Annotated in this window: 19 protein-coding genes; all 19 read right to left on the reverse strand. The window is 30.0% G+C overall.

Going from position 1 to position 25,397, the window contains the following annotated elements; genetic code table 11:
* Window positions 1-123: 123 nt before the first annotated feature.
* Entirely contained in the window at window positions 124-3,696 is a 3,573-nt protein-coding gene (locus MTX53_RS11690) for a DNA polymerase III subunit alpha (protein WP_244833945.1), read from the reverse strand.
* 31 nt (window positions 3,697-3,727) lie between these two features.
* A complete protein-coding gene (locus MTX53_RS11695; protein ID WP_244833946.1) occupies window positions 3,728-4,015 on the reverse strand; it encodes a Dabb family protein in 288 nt (95 codons plus the stop codon).
* A gap of 19 nt (window positions 4,016-4,034) precedes the next feature.
* Window positions 4,035-4,982: a DNA-binding protein WhiA gene (gene whiA / locus MTX53_RS11700; RefSeq protein ID WP_244833947.1), complete on the reverse strand. Its 948-nt coding sequence runs from the start codon at window positions 4,980-4,982 to the stop codon at window positions 4,035-4,037.
* 22 nt (window positions 4,983-5,004) lie between these two features.
* A complete protein-coding gene (locus MTX53_RS11705; protein ID WP_244833948.1) occupies window positions 5,005-6,351 on the reverse strand; it encodes a YvcK family protein in 1,347 nt (448 codons plus the stop codon).
* Window positions 6,348-7,232 carry an RNase adapter RapZ gene (gene rapZ / locus MTX53_RS11710; RefSeq protein ID WP_244833949.1) on the reverse strand — a complete coding sequence of 295 codons (885 nt, stop codon included), beginning with the start codon at window positions 7,230-7,232 and terminating at the stop codon, window positions 6,348-6,350. Before rapZ ends, MTX53_RS11705 begins: the two co-directional genes overlap by 4 nt.
* A 114-nt stretch (window positions 7,233-7,346) precedes the next feature.
* Window positions 7,347-8,264 carry a UDP-N-acetylmuramate dehydrogenase gene (murB, locus tag MTX53_RS11715; RefSeq protein ID WP_244833950.1) on the reverse strand — a complete coding sequence of 306 codons (918 nt, stop codon included), beginning with the start codon at window positions 8,262-8,264 and terminating at the stop codon, window positions 7,347-7,349.
* A 72-nt stretch (window positions 8,265-8,336) separates the two neighbouring features.
* Complete coding sequence (gene uvrC, locus MTX53_RS11720) at window positions 8,337-10,211, reverse strand: excinuclease ABC subunit UvrC (protein ID WP_244835496.1); 1,875 nt, start codon at window positions 10,209-10,211, stop codon at window positions 8,337-8,339.
* A gap of 21 nt (window positions 10,212-10,232) precedes the next feature.
* A complete protein-coding gene (locus MTX53_RS11725; RefSeq protein WP_244833951.1) occupies window positions 10,233-11,717 on the reverse strand; it encodes a penicillin-binding protein 2 in 1,485 nt (494 codons plus the stop codon).
* 3 nt (window positions 11,718-11,720) lie between these two features.
* Window positions 11,721-12,962 carry an FtsW/RodA/SpoVE family cell cycle protein gene (locus MTX53_RS11730; protein ID WP_244833952.1) on the reverse strand — a complete coding sequence of 414 codons (1,242 nt, stop codon included), beginning with the start codon at window positions 12,960-12,962 and terminating at the stop codon, window positions 11,721-11,723.
* 24 nt (window positions 12,963-12,986) lie between these two features.
* Complete coding sequence (locus MTX53_RS11735) at window positions 12,987-13,430, reverse strand: FHA domain-containing protein (RefSeq protein WP_244833953.1); 444 nt, start codon at window positions 13,428-13,430, stop codon at window positions 12,987-12,989.
* Between the two features lie 91 nt (window positions 13,431-13,521).
* Window positions 13,522-16,344: an excinuclease ABC subunit UvrA gene (gene uvrA, locus MTX53_RS11740; RefSeq protein ID WP_244833954.1), complete on the reverse strand. Its 2,823-nt coding sequence runs from the start codon at window positions 16,342-16,344 to the stop codon at window positions 13,522-13,524.
* Window positions 16,345-16,358: 14 nt separating this feature from the next.
* Entirely contained in the window at window positions 16,359-18,332 is a 1,974-nt protein-coding gene (gene uvrB / locus MTX53_RS11745; RefSeq protein ID WP_244833955.1) for an excinuclease ABC subunit UvrB, read from the reverse strand.
* 89 nt (window positions 18,333-18,421) lie between these two features.
* The gene (locus MTX53_RS11750) at window positions 18,422-19,492 is read right to left on the reverse strand and encodes a hypothetical protein (protein WP_244833956.1); all 1,071 of its coding nucleotides are present in this window, start codon (window positions 19,490-19,492) and stop codon (window positions 18,422-18,424) included.
* A 9-nt stretch (window positions 19,493-19,501) separates the two neighbouring features.
* Entirely contained in the window at window positions 19,502-20,767 is a 1,266-nt protein-coding gene (locus tag MTX53_RS11755; protein WP_244833957.1) for a S41 family peptidase, read from the reverse strand.
* 107 nt (window positions 20,768-20,874) lie between these two features.
* On the reverse strand, window positions 20,875-21,765 hold the full coding sequence (gene ftsX / locus MTX53_RS11760; RefSeq protein WP_244833958.1) for a permease-like cell division protein FtsX: 891 nt from the start codon (window positions 21,763-21,765) through the stop codon (window positions 20,875-20,877).
* Window positions 21,755-22,441 (reverse strand): cell division ATP-binding protein FtsE, encoded by a 687-nt coding sequence (ftsE, locus tag MTX53_RS11765; protein ID WP_244833959.1) that lies wholly within the window; start codon window positions 22,439-22,441, stop codon window positions 21,755-21,757. The genes ftsX and ftsE overlap by 11 nt, the downstream gene beginning before the upstream one ends.
* 107 nt (window positions 22,442-22,548) lie before the next feature.
* Window positions 22,549-23,403, reverse strand: a complete 855-nt coding sequence (locus MTX53_RS11770; protein WP_244833960.1) for a YitT family protein — start codon at window positions 23,401-23,403, stop codon at window positions 22,549-22,551.
* Window positions 23,404-23,498: 95 nt separating this feature from the next.
* Window positions 23,499-24,440: a transketolase family protein gene (locus tag MTX53_RS11775; protein ID WP_244833961.1), complete on the reverse strand. Its 942-nt coding sequence runs from the start codon at window positions 24,438-24,440 to the stop codon at window positions 23,499-23,501.
* Complete coding sequence (locus MTX53_RS11780) at window positions 24,440-25,261, reverse strand: transketolase (protein WP_244833962.1); 822 nt, start codon at window positions 25,259-25,261, stop codon at window positions 24,440-24,442. The genes MTX53_RS11775 and MTX53_RS11780 overlap by 1 nt, the downstream gene beginning before the upstream one ends.
* Window positions 25,262-25,397 lie beyond the last annotated feature (136 nt).

Consider the following 25,397-nt stretch of genomic DNA (forward strand, 5'->3'; position numbering starts at 1 on the left):
ACATAATCTAAGAGAATTTATCAATCGAATTTGACTATTTTTTTTTAATTCTCTAAATTAATTATATAAAAATACAAATTATAATACTATTTATATTATATTCTACAATTAACTTTATAATATTTAGTCAACTACTTTTACATTTTCTTTTCCAAATTTATTTTCAAAGATTTTTACAATATCAGTATCCAGTGATACCCATTTATCATGAGATACTCTAAACTTCTGTCTTTCCTTTGCTGCAAATATAAATACTGCATTTTCTCCTCTTACTGAATCGTTAACTATATGTTTAAGCATTGCATTTATCTTTTTAGCAGCACCTTTATTATCTGCTCTTATATAAACTTTTGCATTATCTATTTTTTCAAGAGGTTCTATAGATTCACAAATTACTCTTGTCTCTTCGTCCTCTTTAATGCTTAATCTTCCTTTGATTACTACAAGACTATCTGCTATACAAAGTTTTTTAACTCTTTCATACGTTCTAGCAAATACTATTACTTCTATATTCCCAGATAAATCTTCAAGCCTTAAAAAAGCCATTATAGTATTATTTCTTGTAACTTTCTGATTTACAGAGGATAATATTCCTCCTACTATAACTCTATCACCATCCATAAATACTTCGTCATTCTTGAAGATATCTATATCATCATTAGGCATATCATTATCAGTATTATTTTCACTTTTAGCAAAAATATCTGCAATCTGTGTGCTTACCTGAACACTTAAACTCTTTTTATAATCATCAAGAGGATGCCCAGTTATGTAAAGTCCTGTCATCTCTTTTTCCATAGATAGTAAATTCTTTTTAGTGAATTCCTTAATATCAGGATACTTTATCTGAGTTTTCTTTAATTCTGATGTTGCAAAAAGGCTTATTTGTCCATCAATATTTTTCTTTCTTTCATTTGATGTATTATCCATAAGTTTTTCATAAACAGCAAGCAGTTTTGACCTATATACATCAAATGTATCAAATGCTCCAGCTTTTATAAGACATTCAACTGCTCTTTTATTTACGCATGATAAATCAATTTTACTTACAAAATCTTGAAGTGATGTAAATTCTCCCTTTTTTTCACGTGTCTCTACAATTGAATCTATTACATTTGATCCCACATTTTTTATTGCAGCAAGCCCAAACTTTATATCATCATCTTTAACTGTAAACTTAGCTTTTCCCTCGTTTATGTTTGGAGGAATAACTCTTATGTTAAACTTTGATGCTTCTCTTATATAATGTGATACCTTATCACTTTTGGTTATTACTGAATTTAGCATTGCAGCAAGCATTTCAACAGGATAATATCTCATAAGATATGCTGTCTCATATCCTACAACTGCATATGCTGCTGCATGTGATTTATTAAATGCATAAGATGCAAAATCCATCATAGAATCAAATATCTTATTTGCTGCCTCTTCACTAATTCCGTTTCTTATACATCCAGGTACATTTACAGTTCCATCTTCATCTACAATTCCATTTATAAAGTTTTTACGCTCTTCTTCCATAACTTTATGTTTTTTCTTAGACATGGCTCTTCTTACCATGTCACTTCTACCCATAGAATACCCTGCAAGGTCTCTTACAGCCTGCATAACCTGTTCTTGGTATACAAGACACCCATATGTTACTTTAAGTATAGGTTCAAGCTCAGGAGTCGTATAAGTGACTTTTGAAGGATTTTGTTTTCCTTCTATATATTTTGGAATTTCAGCCATAGGACCTGGTCTATATAGTGATATACCTGCTATGATATCTTCAATAGAATCTGGCTTAAGTTCTTTCATAAATGATGTCATTCCTGATGATTCAAGTTGGAATACTCCTACAGTCTTTCCTTCTCCTATCATCTTAAAAACATTCTGATCGTCAAAATCTATCTTATCAAGAACTATGTTTCTATCCCTATTTTCCTTTATCATTCTTACTGCATCATTCATTACAGTAAGTGTTCTAAGTCCTAAGAAATCCATCTTTAAAAGTCCCAGTTCTTCAAGTGTCGTCATTCCAAACTGAGTTACTATCATATCTTCATTTTTTTGAAGCGGTACATATGAAACAAGTGGATTTGATGCAATTACAACTCCTGCTGCATGTGTAGATGAATGTCTTGGAAGTCCTTCAAGTCTTAATGATACATCTATAAGTTCTTTTACACGTTCATCAGTATCATATGCATTTTTAAATTCAGGATTTAATGTAAATGCACTCTGAATTGTAGTTCCTACTTTTGTAGGTATCATCTTTGCAACTTTATCAACTTCCGCATAGCTGTAATCCATTGCTCTTCCTACATCTCTTATACACTGACGTGCAGCCATTGTTCCAAAAGTTATTATCTGAGATACATTATCTTTTCCATATTTACGCACAACATAATCAATTACTTCCTGACGTCTTTCATAACAAAAATCACTATCTATATCTGGCATAGATACTCTCTCTGGATTAAGAAATCTCTCAAAGATAAGATTGTACTTAATAGGATCTATTTTAGTTATTCCAAGCGTATATGCAACTATTGAACCCGCTGCTGATCCTCTTCCTGGCCCTGTAGGAATTTTATTTTGATATGCAAAATGTATAAAATCCCATACTATAAGGAAATAGTCTACATATCCCATCTGCTTTATTATGCCAAGCTCATATTCAAGCCTATCTACATACATCTTTACTTTTTCATTTTTATCTTTGAGTTCATTTATTTTTGAATAATCAAGCTCTTTATTTTGCAAATCACTAAATTCATCATATCTCTCTATAAGCCCGCTATAACATAAATCTTTTAAATATGTATAAGGATTCTGTCCTTCTTTAAGTGGGTATTTAGGAAGTTTTGATTCATGAAATTTGTAATCGAAGTTGCAACTATCTGCTATTTTTATTGTATTTTCTAGAGCCTCTGGAACATATGAAAACATATCCCACATTTCTTCTGGAGACTTTAAATAAAATTGGTCAGATGGATATCTCCTTCTATGAGGATCATCAAGAGTTTTTCCGGTCTGTATACACATAAGAACATCATGTGCTTTAGAATCTTCTTTTGTAATATAATGAACATCATTTGTAGCTACAAGTGGTATACCTGTTTCCTCTGATATCTTTATGTTTAGTTCATTTGTCTTATGCTGTTCCTTCATGCCATGATTTTGAAGTTCTAAATAAAAATCACCGTTAAATATTTTACTATAAAAAATAGCAGTTTCTTTAGCTTTTTCATAATTTCCATTTAGTTCATATGACTGAACTTCACCAGCCAAACATGCACTTAAAGCAATAAGCCCTTCACTATGATTTTTAAGATACTCATGATCAACTCTAGGTTTATAATAAAAGCCATCAATTGAAGCCTTTGAAGCTATCTTCATAAGATTTTCATAACCTTTTTCATTCTTTACAAGAAGAACAAGATGATGATTTGAGTTTTCCCTATCAGCCTGTTTTATATACATTGATTTTGCAACAACATATATCTCACATCCAAGTATAGGTTTTATTCCTACATCTTTTGCCGCTTTATAAAAATCAACAAGACCATACATAACCCCATGGTCTGTAATTGCTACGCTCTTCATTCCCATTTCTTTAGCAGCCTTAATTATCTCCTTAATTTTTCCAGATCCATCAAGAAGACTGTATTCAGTATGAAGATGAAGATGACAAAATTCATTTTTGCTCAAACTTTTACACCTCCTCTTTTTTTATAGTATTTTATTCAAAATCAAGTGTTTTACTACATTCAATATATGGTTTTATAACCTTTTTAACTTCATTTACATGAAATGGATGTACATCATAAGTTAAATAATCTTCTTTATTATCAAAACGAGTTATAATTCCAACATCATAACTTCTATCACTTCTTATTAAGTCAACTCCTACTTCAAGTTTTCTAAGTACAGAAACTTTTCCATCCATTTTTAAGAACGTATTTTTTAAGAATTCTAAATTTTCTTTTGTAGGATTTTTTGCTTTAAATAATACTATATGTGTAAACATTGTTTTTCTCCCCTTTATTTTAGTTTTTAGTTTTTAATTCATCTGCTATTTTCTCTATTTTTCTAAGTCTATGATTTACACCTGATTTTCCTACAGGTGGATTTAGCATTGTTCCAAGTTCTTTTAATGATTCATCAGGATAGCTTAATCTAAGTTCTGCAACTGCTCTTAAATTTTCAGGAAGTCTTTTAAGACCAATTGTTGATTCAATAAGCTTTATACTTTCAACCTGTCTTACTGCCGCATTTACTGTCTTTGAAAGATTTGCTGTTTCACAGTTAACAAGTCTATTTACATTATTTCTCATTTCTTTTACAATTCTTATATTTTCAATTTGAAGAAGTGATGTATAAGCTCCTATTATATTTAAAAGATCTACTATCTGTTCTCCTTCTTTTATATAGACAATAAAACTATTCTTTCTCTGAATAACTTTTGAATTAAGTCCAAAAGAATTTATAAGATTCCTTAGTTCTTCAGCATATTCCTCTATATGAGTTACAAATTCAAGATGGTAAGTTTTTTCAGGATTACTTATACTTCCACCTCCTATAAATGCACCTCTTATATATGCTTTTTTAAGCTTATCATCTTTAGAAATATAGTCTTCAATTCTATAATCTATATTTATCATTCCGTCTATTTGTTTCAATATTCCAGTTTCCTTAAGCAGCTCCTTTACACCCATCTCTTCCGTTATAACTACCATGTAAATATTATTCTTTTTTAAAGAGTTACTCTTTTTGACCATAAGTCTTGAATGAATATTAAAATATTCTTTAAGAAGTGTAAATATTAATCTTGCACTTGCAGGATTTTCAGTTACCATTTTAAAACTGAGTCCACTTCCACTAAAAGCGAGTGCACCACTTACTTTCATAATTGCAGATATCTCCGATAAAGCTTCTTCTTTAGACATATCTACGTATCTGCATATTTCTCCTTTTACCTTAGATGAAAATGACATTTCTTTTTCCTTTCTGGTGTATCTATATTTTCTTTTTTTCTTCTTCTACTCTCTGTTTTATTCTCTGTGACAAATACATATATTCGATTATCTTCTTCTTATCATATAAAAGTTTCTTTTCCATTATTGTATCTGCAAGAACTTCAGCAAGTTTATCAGCATCATGTTTTATAAAACCATTCTCCATTTTTATAAGATTTTCTCCTATTATATTTACGCCCATTGACGATATCTTCTGCTTATCAATGTCTACAAGTTCTGAACCTTCTTTTTTATATCTTTCTTCTAATTCAGAAGATATTTCACCTGTATTTGCAATAACGTAATCTACAATATCAGATCCTCCATACTTTCTTAAAACTTTTAAATGATCAGATACTTTAAATCCTGTAGTTTCTCCAGGTTGAGTCATTATATTTGAAATATATATTTTAATCGCTTTTGATTTTCTTACCTCTTTTGCTATATCCTTTATTAAAAGATTTGATGTAATGCTTGTATAAAGGCTTCCAGGTCCCATTACAACTGCATCAGCTTCTCGTATAGCATCAAGAGCCTCTTTTAAAGGTTTTGCATTTTCAGGTATCATTTTAAATGTATCTATTTTCGAATTTTGTTTTACTGATTCTTTAGGAATTAGAGATTCTCCTTCTACAGTATTTCCATTTTCAAGAACTGCAACAAGCTTCATATTATCAAGTGTAACTGGTATAACCTTTCCTGTTACAGCAAGTACAGAACTCATCTTCTGAACAGCTTCTTCAAAATTATCCGAAATTCCATCCATAGCTGCAAGAAATAAATTACCAAAACTTTGATTTTTAAGTCTTCCATCTTTAAATCTATATTGAAGAAGATCCTCCATTATAGGTTCTGTATCTGCAAGTGCTAATATACAGTTTCTTATATCTCCTGGTGGAAGCATTCCAAGATCCTCTCTTAAATCTCCAGATCCTCCACCATCATCTCCTACTGTAACTATAGCTGTAATATTTGAAGTATAGTATTTAAGTCCACGAAGCATAGTAGAAAGTCCTGTTCCTCCGCCAATTACTACTATTTTAGGTCCTTTTATTAAAAGTCTCTTCTCATAAATAAGACTTTCAATCTTTCTACTATCAAGTGATACTTTTATATACCCTCTATTTACAAGTGCAATTATAGATTTCATTGTTTCTGCTACTGAAACATAAAGTACAAATACACCCGTAATATTTAAAAATATATAAAATATTAAATAATAAAAATTATATACTCTGTGAGTTACAAGTTCAGTAAATCCAAAAGCTATTAAAAGTATTCCAAATATACCAAAAGCAAGCCATCTCTTTACTCTTATTCCTGGTTTTAGCCAGTCACGCATTCTCATAGTTTCTTTTCTCCCATATGAAGATCTTCTGTTACATCCCTATGTTCAATTTTACAATCATAATTTGTTTCACTAAGCATTCTATTAAGCTCATTAGCTATTGCAACAGATCTATGTCTTCCTCCTGTACAACCTATAGAAATAATAAGCTGTCTTTTTCCTTCTTTTATATAATTTGGAATTAAATATTTAAGCATATCTAATAATTTATCTAAAAATGTTATTGTTTCCTGTTGCTTTAATACATAATTTCTTACTGGCTCATCATTGCCTGAATACTGTTTAAGCTCTGGAATATAAAAAGGATTTGGTATAAATCTAACATCAAAAACAAGATCAGAATCTACTGGTATTCCGTATTTAAATCCAAAACTAAGAACAGTTATAGAAAGTCTTCTCTTAACTTCAACATTATCTCCATAAAGCTCATTTATTTTTTCTCTTAAATCTTTTATAGCATATTTTGAAGTATCAACTATTATATCCGATATATCTTTTACTTTTCTTAATTTTTCTCTCTCTTCAGTTATTCCTGTTAAAACTCTTCCATCTGGAGATAGAGGATGACTTCTCCTTGTTTCTTTAAATCTTTTTATTAAAACCTCATCAGAAGCTTCTAAAAATAACACTTCATATTCAAATTCATTTCTCTTTAAATAATTGAGGCTTTCAAATAAATCATTAAAAAAGACACCACCTCTTATATCAATTACAAGTGCAACTTTTTCTATTTTGCCACTGCTCTGAGTACAAACTTCTGCAAATTTTGATATTAACTTAGGTGGAAGATTATCTACACAAAAATAACCTATATCTTCAAGTGTCCTTGTCGCCTGAGTTTTTCCAGCTCCCGAAAGACCGGTTACTATTACAAATCTCATTTTATTACCTCCTTTTATTACGATATTTTTTTATACATAAAAGTATATCATAATCATTTATTATTTAAAATAAAAGAAAAAAATCCCCTTTTTGGGATTTTATCTTGTAATTCTTTAATCTTCACCAATAATTCTAACTTCCGGGTAAAGATCTACATTGAAATTTTTCTTTACTTCTTCTTGAACATGTTTTATAACATTAAGTACATCAGAAGCGGTTGCATTATTTTTATTTATTACGAAACCTGCATGTTTTTCTGAAACACACGCACCTCCAACAGCATATCCCTTAAGTCCTGAATCTTGTATAAGCTTTCCAGCAAAATGACCTTCAGGTCTTTTAAATGTACTTCCTGCAGATGGATATTCAAGCGGTTGTTTTTCTTCTCTTCTTCTTGTAAGATCTTTTATTCTAGCAGTTATTTTCTCTTTGTCTCCCTTTTCTAATTTAAATACAGCATCTAATACTATATATCCTCTTTTCATTATTACAGATGTTCGATAACCTAATTCGAGTGAGTCACTAGTTATCGTTATTATATTATTCTTATCATCAAGTACTGTTACTTCTTTTATTACATTTGAAATTTCACCATTATATGCACCTGCATTCATAAATACAGCTCCGCCTACACTTCCAGGAATTCCACATGCAAATTCAAATCCAGTAAGTGATTCATTTTCAGCTTTTTCTGATACATCTTTTAATAATGCACCACACTCTGCTTTTATATCATTTTCAGATGTAAGAGTTATTTTATTTAACCTTGTAAGTTCTATTATAACACCTCTTACTCCTCCATCTTTTACTAGAATATTTGATCCATTTCCTATTACATAAAAAGGAATATTGTTCTTTTTACATACAGATATTGTTTTTTTTATCTGCTCTACATTATGAGGTACCAAAAGAATATCTGCAGGTCCTCCAACATTAAAGTTAATATGATCTTTCATCGGTTCATCAACTTTAATCTGTGATTTTTCGTAAATTATATTAAATAAATCCATATATTTTTTATACTGATTCATGATAAAACTCCTCAAAAACTGATATTGCTATTTTCTTTTAATAAAAAACGCTACTTTTTATTATATCATAAATTAATCACTTTGTTCATGTTTTTTGAAATATGAATAAATACTCTCTGCAGCCTTCTTATCTATCGATTCTGTATCAAGAAGATCCTCTAATGAAGCTTTTTTAATATTATCTATACTCTGAAATTTCATAAGAAGTGCCATCCTTCTTTTCTTTCCAACATTTGGTATATCATCAAGAATAGAATGAAGGATTCTTTTGTCTCTAAGTGATCTATGGTATGTTATCGCAAATCTATGAACCTCATCTTGTATTCTACGTATAAGCTGCATTAAATTGGATGTCCTATTTATATTAAGCTCTTTATTATTATAAATAATTCCTCGTGTTGCATGATAATCATCCTTTACAAGACCACATACAGGAATATCTATATCAAGCTTTCTTAACACATCAAGGGCTATATTTACCTGTCCTTTTCCTCCATCCATCATTATAAGATCAGGGAAATTAGAAAACTTTCCTGCTGAGAATTTAATGTTTCTCTTCTGTATTTCCTTAATTTCCTTTAAACCATGAACAAATCGTCTTTCTAATATTTCATACATGCTCTGATAATCATTAGAATTCTTAACTGTCTTTATTTTAAATCTTCTATAATCGCTGTTTTTAGGTTCTCCATTTTCAAAAACTATCATAGAACCTACAGAATCAACACCTTGAATATTTGAAATATCATATGCTTCTATTCTTTCTGGAAATACATCAAGTTCTAAAAGATCTTGTATTTCGTTAAGACATACTCTATTTATTTCTTTATCTATAAGTATTTTATCTTTAAATTGCTCTAATGTTATTTTTGCATTATTTCTTACAAGTTTAAGCATATCTTTTTTCTCACCTTTTATAGGTATTCTTACATATACTTTTGATCCTCTTTTTACTGTAAGAAATTCTTCTAAAATATCTATTTCATTACTTTCTGAAATATATATGTTTTTGGGAACAGATGATGTACCTTTATAAAACGAAACTATAAACTGAGAGATTATTTCATTATTATCTTCATCTGCTCCATTTTCAATAATAAAATGCTCTCTTCCCGTTATTTTTCCATCTCTTAGAAAAAATATCTGAACGCAGCAATCTTTTTCATCTTTATAAAGATCAATAAAATCTTCATCCGTTTCATTTGATCTAAAAACCTTCTGTTTTTCTTCTATAGCACTTATAGCAAGAATTTTATCTCTAAATAATGCTGCTTTTTCAAATTGAAGATTCTCTGATGCTTCATTCATATGTTCTTTAAGAGTATTTATAAAGCTTTTATCTTTTCCAGATAGTATATCAATAATTTGAGATATCATTTTTCCATACTCTTCTTTTGATATCATCCCATTACATGGTGCCTTACATTTTTTTATATGATAATTTAAACAAGGTCTTGTATATGCTGCACCTTCTTTAATATATTTTTTACATGTTCTAAGTGGGAAAATTTTTCTTATAAGATTTATTGTTTGGTGAACCGCTCCTGCATTAGGATACGGTCCAAAATACTTTGAACCATCTTTTGCAAACTTTCTTGTTATAAATACTCTTGGAAAATCTTCATTTATTGTTATTTTTATAAAAGGATATGTCTTATCATCCTTAAGAAGAATATTGTACTTTGGAGTATATTTTTTTATAAGATTGCATTCAAGTATAAGCGCTTCCATCTCTGAATCTGTAACTATATATTCAAATTCAGCTACATTTTTTACCATCGCTTTTACTTTCTCCGTATGATTCTTTGAATTTCTAAAATACTGTCTTACCCTATTTTTTAATATTTTAGCTTTGCCAACATAAATTATTTCACCTAATGAATTCTTCATCAGATAAACTCCTGGTTTATCTGGCAGTATTTTTAATTGTGCTTCAAAATCAAATATTGTAAACACCCCCAAATAAAACTATTTAGAAATTCCTGTTCCACTTTTTATTACCTTTCCTGCAACTTGTGCTGCTGCAACTGAACCATATCCTCCATTTTCAACAATTACAGCAACTGCAATAGTTGGTTTCTCAGCTGATGCAAATCCAATAAACCATGAATGTGGTTTTGCTGGCTGACCATTTGAAAGATTATAATCTGCAGTTCCTGTCTTTCCTGCCGCATTAGTTCCCTGAAAATATGACCATGATCCATTTACTTTAGAATCTACAAGATTTTTCATATAATCTGTTATTGTAGCAGCTGTTGATCCGCTTATTACCTTTTTAAGTTCTTTAGGCTGATATGTACTTAAAGTATTTCCATCTTTGTCTACAATTTCTTTTATTATTGTAGGTTTCATCATCTTTCCATCATTAGCTATTGTTCCTGCAATTAATGCCATTTGCATAGGTGTCGCAACATCACTGCTCTGTCCTATACCAGACTGTGCAATACTTCCTTTTTCATAACTTTTTAAAGTAGGAAATTTACTTTGTGAAATATTGAATCCTTCTGCCTCTATAGTATTATTAAATCCATATTTTTCTGCTGTAGATTTAAGCTTATCATTTCCAAGTTCAAGCGCAATTCCTCCAAATACTACATTGCTTGACACTCTAAATGCATCCTTTAAATCAAGTGTTCCATTTACAGCTCCACCTGCATTACTTAAAGATTGGTTTTCATTAAATACAAGTTTACCATTATCTTCAAACGTTCTTGTTTTTATATCTGAAATATTTTCAAGTGCACTTGATAAAGTTACAGTTTTAAATGTAGATCCTGGTGGATAAAGACCTGCTATAGCTCTATTTATTAAAGGACTATTATCTGCAGAACCTGCATTTGCAGTGTTTATAGCATTTTCTAAATCATTAGGATTATATGATGGCTTTGATACCATTGCAAGCACCTCTCCTGTAGTAGGATTAAGTGCAACGACTGCTCCTTTATTAGATCCAAGAGCATCATATGCTATTTTCTGAAGATTTGTATCTAATGTTGTAACCACACCATTTCCTACTTTATCTTCATCCTTTTTTCTATTTTCAAACATTTCTTTAATTTTTTCTTTACTAAAATTGTTAAATAAATTTTTTAAATTGTTAGATAATTTATCATATTTTATAAGCTCACTATCAAGGCTTTTTTCAAGACCTGATATATCATATTTAGGATCAACGTATCCTATTAAATTTGCAAAAATTTCTCCTTGAGTATAAGTTCTCTTCTGCGTAAGTGCATTTACTCTCTCACTTTTTGTAAGAGGAGTCTTATTTCTGTCATAAATTGTTCCTCTTAATACTTCATTTCTAACTGCCCATAATCTCTTATTTCCTGTCTGAGTTGCAAGATTAGGTGCAGAAAAAACCTGAAAATATGCTATATAAGAAATAAGAGCTACAAAGCAAAAAAGAAATACCACCATTATCTGTTTTACAGTATTTTGTAAGTCTTTCATACGTTAGCCCTCCTCTGATATTTTCTGAAGTAGTGCGAGTGAAAAATACATAGTAAGCATAGAAGATCCACCATAACTTATTAAAGGGAGTGTAATTCCTGTAAGTGGAATTATCGCAAATATTCCTCCTATAATAACAAGTACCTGACATGCTATCATTGTACTTAATCCTATCGTCGTAAACTTTGAAAATGAATTTTCAACTCTAAATGCTGCTCTCATTCCTCTATAGAAAAACAAGAAATATATAATCATAATTCCAAGTCCAAATACCATTCCAAGTTCTTCACATATTACTGCAAAAATATAATCTGATGTATTTATAGGAATGAATCCAGGATATCCTTGACCTAAGCCTGAGCCAAACATTCCTCCTGATGAAATAGCATAAAGCCCCTGTATTATTTGATAACTTCCATTTTGTTTATCAACATAATCCCAAGGATCTCTCCAAATAAGGATTCTCTGGCGTACATGTGGAAATAGTTTATATGCTATAAACGCTCCTATTATAAATAAAGCAAACGCTATTACTACATACTTCTTTTTTCCTGTAGCAACATAGAGCATAGTAACTGCTATTCCAAAAAATATTAAAGCTGATCCTAAATCCTTCTGCAAAACAAGACATGCTAAACTATACATTGATACTAATGCAGGCTGCCATAGCTGCTTAAAATCATCTCTTACATTTTTTTTATCCTTATAATTCATAAGGGCCGCTGCAAGATACAAAACAAACGCTATCTTACCAAACTCTGAAGGCTGAAATCCAAAACCTCCAATAATAACCCAATTATTTGCACCATTTTGTTCCTGATTCTTTAAAAACATTCCTGCAACAAGAGCCATAGGCATTATTGCTAATGTTGTTATCATAAATATGTTTTTATATCGTGCAAAATCACGTAAATCAGGAATTAATATTACAAGTGCTATAAATATTACAATACCTGCTGCAAACCAAGCAAACTGTTTTATTGAAACAGCTGTATCAAGCCTATATAGTACAGCTATTCCAATTACCGAAAGTATGCATGCAAAAGTTATTAAAAACTTATCTCCCTGTGGATAAAATTTTCTAATTAAAATCTGAGTAGCTGTTATAAATGCACATAGAAAAATTCCCATATAAATAGCACCTTTATCAATCGGAGTTTTAAGTACTGCAAGATTGATAAATAGAGCCATGCATAAAACATATGTAAGCAATAACAGTTTTACTTCGTCCTTCCTTATTTTCAAAATATTCACCTCATTAGATATTATTTACGCAAGAACTTTAAATACAGCCGTTCCTATGCCTATTTTATCTTTATCTGCTAATTTAACTCTACCTGTAATTTTTTTGTTATTTACAAAAGTTCCGTTTGTGCTATTTAAGTCTTCTATAAAAACACTATTATTTCTAAGACATATTTTAGCATGAATACCTGAAACATGAGGTTCTCTTATTATAATTCCATTTTCATTTTTTCTTCCAATAGTAAAATCCCCTCTTATCGGGATTACTGAACCTTCTCTCAGAGTATTATCCTGCGTTCCAATCATAACTTCAAGACCAAAATTGTCAAGTCTCCTTCTAACTCTCTTTTTTTTGCCACCATTTTTAACATCCTTATACATAATTTTTAATGCATAATAAATTATTACATATAGTATAATAATGAAAATAGTTACGAATATGCCGCTTATTATTTTTGTAAAACTCATATTTTCACCTCAATAACATATTTACTGTTCACAATAAAGATTATACAACAAATACATAAATTATAACATTAATTTACGGAGGCATTTATTTCTATTTTATTAATTTTTTTAGATATCTGCCCGTATAAGATTTTTCTTCATTACATATCTTTTCAGGAGTTCCGCATTTTACAACATTTCCTCCTCTATCTCCTCCTTCAGGACCTAAATCAATAAGATAATCTGCACATTTTATCATATCAAGGTTATGTTCAATTACAATTACTGTATTTCCAACATCAACTAGCCTTTGAAGTATTTCAATAAGTCTTTTTACATCATCTATGTGAAGTCCTGTTGTTGGTTCATCTAATATGTAAAGAGTCTTTCCTGTTCCTCTTTTTGATAATTCATAGGCAAGCTTTATTCTTTGAGCCTCTCCTCCTGAAAGTTGTGTTGATGGCTGTCCAAGCCTTATATATCCAAGTCCTACATCATATAATGTCTGAAGCTTGTTTTTTATTCTTGGCATATTTTCAAAGAACTTTAACCCTTCTTCTACAGTCATATTAAGAACATCTGAAATATTTTTTCCTTTGTATTTAACCTCTAATGTTTCTCTATTGTATCTCTTTCCTTTACATACTTCGCATGGAACATATACATCTGATAAGAACTGCATTTCTATCTTTATTATTCCATCTCCAGAACATGCTTCGCATCTTCCACCTTTTACATTAAAACTAAATCTTCCAGGCTTATATCCCCTCATCTTAGCTTCATTAGTTTGAGAAAAAAGTTCTCTTATTATATCAAATGTTCCTGTATATGTAGCTGGATTTGATCTTGGAGTTCTTCCAATAGGACTTTGATCAATATCTATTATCTTATCAATATTTTCAGCACCTAAAATCTTTTTAACTTTTCCAGCAGGTTTTTTACTCTTATTTACAATCTTATTAAGTCCTTTATATAAGACTTCATTTACAAGTGTACTTTTCCCAGAGCCTGAAACTCCAGTAACAATTGTAAATGTTCCAATTGAAAATGAAACATCTATATTCTTAAGATTATTTTCACTTGCTCCTTTAATTTTTATAAATTTTCCATTGCCTTTTCTTCTCTTATCTGGCATTTCAATTTTCTTTAATCCTGTAAGATACTGACCTGTTATTGATTCTTTGCATTTTTCAATTTCTTCTAAAGTTCCTGCTGCAACTACTTTTCCGCCATGTTCCCCTGCTCCAGGACCTATATCCACTATATAATCTGCATTTTTCATTGTATCTTCATCATGTTCAACAACTATTACAGTATTTCCAACATCTCTTAATTTTTTAAGTGTCTTTATAAGTCTATCATTATCTCTCTGATGAAGCCCTATGCTAGGCTCATCAAGTATGTATAATACTCCCATTAAAGCTGAACCTATTTGAGTCGCAAGCCTTATTCTCTGAGCTTCTCCTCCTGAAAGTGTGCCTGAGCTTCTTGATAAAGTTAAATAATCAAGTCCTACATCAATTAAAAATTGAAGTCTGTTTTTTATCTCTTTTACAATCTGATTACTTATTATTTTATCTTTTTCAGAGAATTTAATACTATTTATATATTTTAATTCATCTTTTATAGACATATTTGTAAATTCATATATATTTTTATCTCCAACTGTTACTGCAAGAACTTCTTTTCTAAGTCTTGCTCCATGACATTCTGGACATAAATCATCACTCATATACTGTTCTATTTCATTTTTTATCATATCAGATGAAGTTTCATTATATCGTCTTGTCAGCTCATTTATAACTCCTTCAAATGGATAGTTATATACCGCAGAAACTCCTTCTTTTTTATATATTATGTTAAGTTTTTTTCCATTTGTTCCATATAAAATAAGATCTAGCTGCTCTTTTGGCATATCTTTTATAGGCCTGTTTAAATCAATTTTATACTCTGTGCTAAGTGCCTTAAGTGAGCAAAATGTCCATGAATCTTCTTTAAGTCTTCCATCTCCCCAACATGCTATAGCACCTTTCATTATACTTAAGTTCTTATCTGGAAGAATTAAATTTTCATCAATTTTAAAAAGTGTTCCAAGTCCATCACATTTATCGCATTTTCCAAAAGGAGAGTTAAACGAAAACGATCTTGGTGCAAGTTCTTCAATATTTATTCCACAATCAGGGCATGCAAAATTTTCACTAAATAATATATCTTGCTCATTATTTATATTTGCAATTACAAGTCCTTCTCCAACTTTCAATGCTGTTTCAACAGATTCTCCAATTCTCTTTTCTATTCCATCTTTTATTATTATTCTATCAACAACAGCTTCAATATTATGTTTTTTATTTTTTTCAAGATTAACAATTTCATCTGTAAGATCATACATATTTCCATCAATTCTTGCTCTTATAAATCCAGCTTTTTTTATCTTTTCAATAACCTTCTGATGCTGTCCTTTTCTGCCTCTTATAACAGGTGCTAATATTTGAATTTTGGTTCTATCTGCACACGATCTAATTTTATCAACAATCTGATCAATAGACTGCTTTGAGATTTCTTTTCCACATTTAGGGCAATGTACAATTCCAACTTTTGCATAAAGGAGTCTTAAATAATCATAAATTTCTGTTATTGTCCCAACTGTCGATCTCGGATTCTTACTTGTTGTTTTCTGATCTATTGAAATTGCAGGAGAAAGTCCTTCAATACTTTCAACATCTGGTTTATCCATTTGACCTAAAAACTGCCTTGCATATGATGATAATGATTCAACATATCTTCTCTGTCCTTCTGCATATAACGTATCAAATGCAAGTGATGATTTTCCAGAACCTGAAAGCCCTGTAAACACTACAAGTTTATCTCTTGGTATTTCAAGGTCAACATTTTTCAAATTATTTACTTTTGCACCTCTTATGACTATATTATTCAATCTTAACACCTCACTTATTTTTGTTTTTTAAGTTCTTCTATCTTATCTCTAAGACGTGCTGCCTCTTCAAACTGAAGATTCTTAGCAGCTTTTTCCATTTCTTTTGTATAATCTTTTATCAGTTTTTCTCTCTGTTTTTTATTAAATTTCTTTTCTGTTTTATTTTTATCATTTTCTTTATAATCCTCTGCTTTTGTAGCTTCAATTACATCTCTTATTCCTTTTACAATTGTTCTTGGAATTATATTATGTTTTTCATTATATTCTGTCTGTATCTGTCTTCTTCTATTTGTTTCTTTTATTGCATAATTCATTGACTTTGTTATTGTATCTGCATACATTATTACTTTACTTTCTGAATTTCTTGCTGCCCTTCCTATTGTCTGAATAAGCGAAGTCTCTGACCTTAAAAATCCTTCCTTATCAGCATCAAGTATTGCTACAAGCGCAACTTCAGGAATATCAAGACCTTCTCTTAAAAGGTTTATTCCTACAAGAACATCATGTTTTCCAAGTCTTAAATCTTTAATTATCTGCATTCTCTCTATTGTATCTATATCAGAGTGCATATATGTAGCTTTAACTTTAAGTTCTAATAAATACTTTGTAAGATCCTCTGCCATTCTCTTAGTAAGTGTTGTTATTAAAATTCTATATCCTCTTTTTACTGTATCTTTAATTTCTGAATATAAATCGTCTATCTGTCCTTTAACTGATTTTATAATAATTTTAGGATCAAGAAGTCCTGTAGGTCTTATTATTTGCTCAGCTATTTCATTTGAATTATCAAGTTCATATTTTGAAGGTGTAGCACTTACAAATACAACCTGATTTATCTTCTTTTCAAATTCTTCAAATTTTAATGGTCTGTTATCATATGCACATGGAAGTCTAAAACCATAATCTACTAAAGTATTTTTTCTAGATCTATCGCCTGCATACATTGCTCTTACCTGAGGAAGTGTTACATGACTTTCATCTATAAACATTAAGTAATCTTTAGGGAAATAATCAAGAAGAGTATATGGAGGCATACCTTTATCCCTTCCATCGAATATCCTTGAATAATTTTCTATTCCGCTACAGTAACCCATCTCTCGTATCATTTCAATATCATAATTTGTTCTCTGCCTTAATCTTTGAGCTTCTAAAAGTTTATCCTGTGAATTAAGTTCTCTTAATCTATCTTCAAGTTCATTTTCAATAACATTTATTGACCTATCTATAACTTCTTTTGATGTCGCAAAGTGTGATGCTGGGAAAATAGAAACATGCTCTCTATCTCCTATAATATTTCCTGTAAGTACATCAAACTCCCTTATTCTATCAACTTCATCTCCAAAAAATTCAATTCTTATTCCGCTCTTAGATGATGATGCTGGAATTATATCTAAAGAGTCTCCTCTTACCCTAAACGTTCCTCTCTTAAAATCAATATCATTACGCTCATACTGTATATCAACAAGCTCTTTTATAATTTCATCTCTTTCTTTTTCCATACCTTTTCGTATACTTATTGTAAGTTTTTTATATTCATCTGGATTTCCTAAACCATAAATACATGATACAGATGCTACTATAATCACATCACGTCTTTCAAAAAGTGCTGATGTTGCAGAATGTCTAAGCTTATCAATTTCATCATTTATAGATGCATCTTTTTCAATAAATGTATCAGTCTGTGGAACATATGCTTCTGGTTGATAATAATCATAGTAACTTACAAAATATTCAACAATATTATTTGGAAAAAATTCTTTAAATTCAGAACATAATTGTGCTGCTAGAGTCTTATTATGAGCAAGTACAATAGTTGGACGCTGAAGACGTTCAATTATGTTTGCCATAGTAAATGTTTTTCCAGAACCAGTAACTCCTAATAATGTCTGACATCTATTTTTGTTTTGAAGAGAATCTATAATTTTTTCAATAGCCTGAGGCTGGTCCCCTGTAGGTTTATACTTTGAATGGATTTTAAATTTTGGCATAATCTCACTTCCCTTTTTGCGAACATTCATTCGATATTCTATATTGTACGTTTCTTAATTAAGTAAGTCAAGCCATAAATATTCTATTATTAACTTTCTGTAATTTTACCTAAAATGGTAGAAAATCTATCGTCTCTATATGGAACTATCATCATTCCTGTTCTTCTTCCTTTAGTATGTTTATAATTAATGTCCTTTATAACATTTTTTAAATCAATTATTTTAATAACTGCCAATTCTTCTTTTTCTAATAAAGAATATATTTCTTCTTCACTCTTTATTTTTTGTCCTGAAACAGATATTATTTTAAATCCAGATTTTATACCATACGTATCTGCTTCAGAACCTCTGCAAACTTCAAGTATAGTAAGTTCTCTATCACTGCTTACAAATTTAAACGTATCTCTTTTTTCAATTTTTCTATTTAAAATGAGCATAGTCTCATGAAGAAATGGCATTAATATAATAAGAAAAAGCGATGTTTTTTCTGTATTTAATATAAGTGACATACCATATAAAATAGAACCATATAAAACTATAAGAATCCCTGAATATAATGACTTTCCTCTTTTACTCATAGTATGTGTAGATGAAGAATATCCCAAAAGTGCATATATTACAAAAAAACCTGATAAAATATTATTAACCATAACGATAAATGGAACTCCATAATATTTTCTTAAAGTAAATCCTCCATACGTTATTCCACTTTCATTTTTTATAAAAGGAACTGCACATTTATGACCGTCTATAATTATAAGAAATCCTTCCACAATATGAAGTAGCGCTACAAATAAAATAAGATTAATTAAATTAAAATGCGCATCTATAAAAAGTACATTAAATAGTCCAAAGATTGAAGCAGAATATGAAAAGCATATGAGATGATGATTTATTTTATATAGAATTATTGAAATAATAAAAATTATAAATACTTCTTTTACATTAGAAAACTTTATTTGAAAAGCATTAAATAAAACTGTAAGCACAGTCCCTGCAAAAACTGAAAGAAAGAAATCTTCTATAGTAACATAAATTGCAGAGAATGTACTCTCCCCCATCTTTTTTATCTGCATATCTTCAATTTTTTTATTTTTCCTATACATAATAAATATGACACAGATTATAAACAAACATTGTATACTTATATTTTCAAGCATATTTTCCACCTAATCTATATTTTCTTCAATTTTTTCTATTGCTTTTTTCATTTGTTCGTCATTGTCGCTATTATACGAAACATCACTTACTCTCTCATCTGAATCAACTTCAATATCTGGTTTTATACCTATTTCATGAATATTTTCACCATTAGGTGTGTAATATTTAGACACTGTTACTTTAAGTCCACCTATTCCATCTAAAAATTTATATGTCATTTGGACTATTCCTTTTCCAAACGTATTCTTTCCAATTATAGTTGCTGCTTTATAATCACGAAGTGCTCCTGTTACAACTTCAGATGCACTTGCACTATTCTCATTTACTAAAAGTACAAGAGGCATTTTTTGTGCTATTCCGCCTTCAGATACTGATATATCCTTATTATTATATTTATCAACAGTATATGTTATTGTATCTCCTTTAGGTATAAACTGAGATGCAACCCCTACAGCCTCATCAAGTAAACCTCCAGGATTTTCTCTAAGATCTAAAATAAGTCCTTTCATCCCATCTTCTTTAAGATATTTTATTTCATTTTCAAAATCAATTGATGTTCTCTCATTTATAAATGTCTTTATTCTTATATAACCTACATTTTCATTAATCATTTTTCCATCTACAGATGATACTTTAACTACCGCTGTATCAACATCAGTATCAACAATAGATTCGTTTCTCTTTAACTTAACAGAAACTGGTTTTTTTTCTTCTGCTGCACTTCTTATAATTTTTGTAGTATCATCAAAAGTATCTGCAGTTACATCATTATCATCTACTTTTAATAAAATATCACCTTTTTGTATATCTGCTTCTGATGCAGGTGAGTCCTCTATTATATCTGCTATTTCAACTTCATTATTATCTGTTGCTGTTACTTCTATACCTATTCCTTCAAAAGAAGCTTTACTCTCATTTAAAAATTCATCCATTTCTTCTTTGTTATAAAATTTAGTATATTTATCGCCAACCGCATTTGTCATTCCCTTTATTGCACCTTCAAGAAGTTTATTATCATCAATATCAGAATAGTATTTTTCGAGAAGCTTGCTTCTTACCTCAAAAAGAGCTTTATAATTTGCAGCACTATTAGACATAGTAATATCATTAACTACCTTTGGTGTTGTTTTTACTAAAAAAATACCTTTTGAACCCATATAGTTTCCAGCAAAAAAGCATAACAATGAACATATAACAATGCTTATTCCTATAATTATATCTATTATTCTAGATTTTGCTTTTTCACTCAGCTTATCTTTAACTATATTTTTCATTACAAAAACTTCCTTTCACACAGTTTATTTTATTGTAATGTAAAAATGCACGATGCACAATAAAATTGTGCATCGTGCATTATAATTATATTCATAATTTAGAAATTTTATACTATAAGGAATTTTCTAAGTGACAATGCACTTGCACATCCTCCAATAAAAATTCCTCCAATAATAAATTTCCATAAAAGACTACTAAATATAAATCCTGTCGATACAAGATTTACAATCATAAGATGTGACGCAATCCATGAATACATTCCGCTATATGCTGCAAATAGAAGTAAACATGATAATGTTGCTCCTAAAAATCCTATAACCATACCTTCTATAACAAACGGCCATCTGATAAACCAATCAGTTGCACCAACAAATTTCATAATACCAACCTCACGTCTTCGTGAATATACAGTAAGTTTTGTGGTATTCATAATAAGGAATATAGAAACGCCTATAAGTATAGCAAATAATCCAAATCCTATTATTCTAATTCCAGATACTACATTTACTATTTTATCAATTGTTTCCTGCTGACTATCTATTTTGTCTACTCCACTCATATCTTCAACTGCATCTGTTACATTTTGAGCATATTCTGGTGATTGAAGCTTTACAACAAACGAACCTGTATATGGATTATTCTGAAGAGTATATCCACTTAAAAGTCCTTCATTTCCATGAGTTGACTCTTTTAAATCATTAAATTCCTCTTCTTTTGATTTATATTTAACCTCTGTAACTCCCTCAACTTCTCTAAGTTTTACTTCTATTTCTCTTTGATCTATAAGCTTAATATCTTCTTTTAATACTACTCTTACATCAACTTTATTTTTTACATCTTGAACAATGTTATTTATATTACTTGCAACTAATGAAAATATACCTAATACAAAGAAAGTAATAATCACAGTTATTATCGAAGCAATACTTATAGTTCTATTTCTCTTTAAACTCTTAAACGCATCTTTTATATAATATGTTATAGTACTAATCTTCACCTGTATACATACCCCTTTCTTCATCTCTTATAAGTTCACCTTTTTCAATTGCAATAACTCTCTTTTGCATATAGTCAACTATCTCTTTTGCATGTGTTGCCATAACTACAGTTGTTCCAGATTTATTTATATCATCTAGAAGCTGTACTATTTCTTTTGCAGTTTCAGGATCAAGATTTCCTGTAGGTTCATCTGCAATAAGTACTGAAGGATTATTTACAAGTGCTCTTGCAAGAGATACTCTCTGCTGTTCTCCTCCTGACAGTTCATTTGGAAACATCTTATATTTGTGTGACAATCCTACAAGTGATAAAACCATAGGAACTCTTCTACGAATTTCTTTACTTGATGTTTCTATTACTCTCATCGCAAACGCAACATTCTCATAAACATTTAGTGTAGGGATAAGTCTAAAATCCTGAAAAACCATTCCTATCTTTCTTCTGTAATATGGTACTTGTTTTCTTGTTATTTTTGAAAGATCTTTATTTGAAACAAAAATTTTACCTGTTGTAGGTTCAACTTCCTTTAATAGCATTTTTATAAAAGTAGATTTTCCAGAGCCACTAGGTCCAACTAAAAATACAAACTCTCCAGATTCTATTTCGACATTAATATCTGACAATGCTTTTACATTATTACCGTATATCTTAGATACTCCTCTAAATTGAATCATTATACTACACTCCTTAATTTGCTATAATTTCGTAGAAAATATACAAAATCTACTTTTTATTATAACATACTACAATACTCTCATGTTACAAAATTATTAAAGATAAATTAAGGTTTTTTTATGTCAGAAAATCCCTGACCTAAAACTTCATGTACCTCACCTACTGCTATAAAAGCATCTGGATCAGTTTCTTTAATAAATCTTTTTAATTTAATAAACTCATTTCTACCTAATACAGTATATATAACATCATTTTTATTCCCAGAATATGCTCCTGAAGCTCTTAGAAATGTACATCCTCTTGTAAGTTTTTGCATTATGAAATCTGAAATTTCCATATTTTTATCACTTATTATCATTACACTCTTGCAAATGTTAAATCCTTCTATAATCCTATCTATCATAATTCCTAAAAGGATAACAGATAAAAGTGCATAAAGACCTATATTAACTCCAAAAACTATCATACCAGCTACTGTTATAAAGAAATCAACTATAAGAAGTGATTTTCCTATATCAATATGGAAAAATATGTTTAATATTTTAGCTATAATATCAGTACCTCCAGTTGATGCATTCTGATAAAAAATAAGTGCCATTCCAACTGCTGAAATAAGAGTTCCAAAAATAGTAGCCATTATAAGATCATCTGTAAACGCATATGGATTAAAAAACTTTTCAATAAACCATAAAGAAACCGATAATCCCATTGTTGCATAAAGTGTTCTGATTCCAAAATCTCCATTTATAAATACAAATGCAACTATAAAAAGAAAAAGATTGAATACAAGTGTAACTTCACCAACAGAAAATTTAGGTATTACTGCATTTATTATGATTGCCACTCCAGTAATGCCTCCTGCTGCTAAATTGTTTGGCGCATAAAAATATTCTACAGATATTGCAACTAATATTATTCCAAGAGTTATAACTGCATATTCTTTTAAAAAATCATCTTTCATTACATCATCTCCTGTAATTTTTAATATAAATAAAAGCCGCTACCTACAAATTTATTGCAGGTGGCAGCCCCCTTATAGAAATAAATTATAAAAATCTATTTTATTTTAACTACTTTCTTAACATTTTGAACTATGTCTTTTGCTGTAAGTCCATATTTCTCAAGAAGTTGAGCTGGTTTTCCGCTCTCTCCAAATGTATCCTTAATTCCAACTCTAAGAACTGGTACAGGGCATAATTCTGTAACTGTTTCTGTTACAGCTGAACCAAGTCCTCCTATAACACTATGTTCTTCAGCAGTTACTATAGCTCCTGTTTCCTTTGCTGCCTTTTCTATTAAAGCAGTATCTATTGGCTTTATAGTATGAATATTTATAACTCTTGCACTTATTCCATCTTTCTTTAATTCATCTGCTGCTTCAAGTGCAGTCTGAACCATTATTCCAGTTGCTATAATAGTAGCATCTGTTCCTTCTCTTAATGTAATTCCTTTTCCGATCTCAAACTTATAATTATCTTTATCATTTATTGTTTCAACAGCTAATCTTCCAAGTCTTACATAACATGGTCCTTGGTATTTTGAAACAGCAAGTATAGCAGCTTCAGTTTCAACTGCATCACATGGATTAATTACAGTCATATTAGGAATACTTCTCATAAGTGATATGTCTTCTACAGACTGATGTGTAGCACCATCTTCACCTACTGTAAGTCCTGCATGTGTTGCACATACTTTTACATTCATCTTAGGATAGCAGATTGAATTTCTTATCTGTTCAAATGCTCTTCCTGTAGCAAAAATAGCAAATGAACTTACAAAAGGAACTTTTCCACATGTTGAAAGTCCTGCTGCAACTCCCATCATATTTGCTTCTGCAATTCCCATATCTAAAAATCTGTCTTTTGCAACAGCTTTAAATTCTGCTGTTTTAGTTGATTTTGAAAGATCTGCATCTAATACAACTACGTCTTTATTTAGGTCCGCTAATTTAACTAATGCTTTACCATAAGCTTCTCTTGTTGCAATCATTTTTCCCATTAGTTCTCCCCTCCTAATTCCTTTAATGCCTGTGCACATTGTTCCTTATTTGGTGCTGTTCCATGCCATGAAGCCTGATTTTCCATAAATGAAACGCCTTTTCCCTTAATTGTATTACAAATTATTGCTGTTGGCTTTCCTTTAAATTTCTTAGCTTTATCAATAGCATCTAAAATTTCATTATAATCATGTCCATTTATTACAAGAACATTCCATCCGAAGGCTTCAAATTTCTTATCTATTGGCTTAGGATTCATTACATCTTCAATGTTTCCATCTATCTGTAAGTTATTATTATCTATAAAAGCAGTAAGGTTATCTAATTTATAATGAGCTGCAGACATTGATGCTTCCCACACCTGTCCCTCTTCTAACTCACCATCTCCTAAAATAGTATATACTCTATAAGATTTATTATCTAATTTTCCTGCAAGTGCCATACCAACAGCTGCTGAAATTCCCTGTCCTAATGAACCTGTTGACATATCAATTCCTGGAACGTCATTCATGTTAGGATGTCCTTGAAGTTTTGAATTAATTTTTCTTAATGTATTTAATTCTGCTGGATCAAAAAATCCTTTTCTTGCTAAAGCACTATATAAGGCAGGTGCTGCATGTCCTTTAGATAATACAAATCTGTCTCTATTAGGATCCTTAGGATTTTTAGGATCTATGTTTAATTCTTTAAAAAATAATACTGACATTATATCTGCTATTGAAAGAGATCCACCTGGATGTCCTGAAGCTGATTCTGTAAGCATTGATACAATGTCTTTTCTAATTTGTTTTGCCATATCCTGAAGCTCGTTAATATTATTCATTGCGTAACCCCCTGTTAATAATTTTCACATTTTATTATTTCACTTATTAAGCAGTTTTATTCTATCATAAAAAATTTATTTTGTATATACTATTTTTCAATGTGCTATACTTTTTAAAATGTAAATTATTTTAAAT

The sequence above is a fragment of the Clostridium sp. BJN0001 genome, from assembly GCF_022869825.1.
Lineage (GTDB): Bacteria > Bacillota > Clostridia > Clostridiales > Clostridiaceae > Clostridium.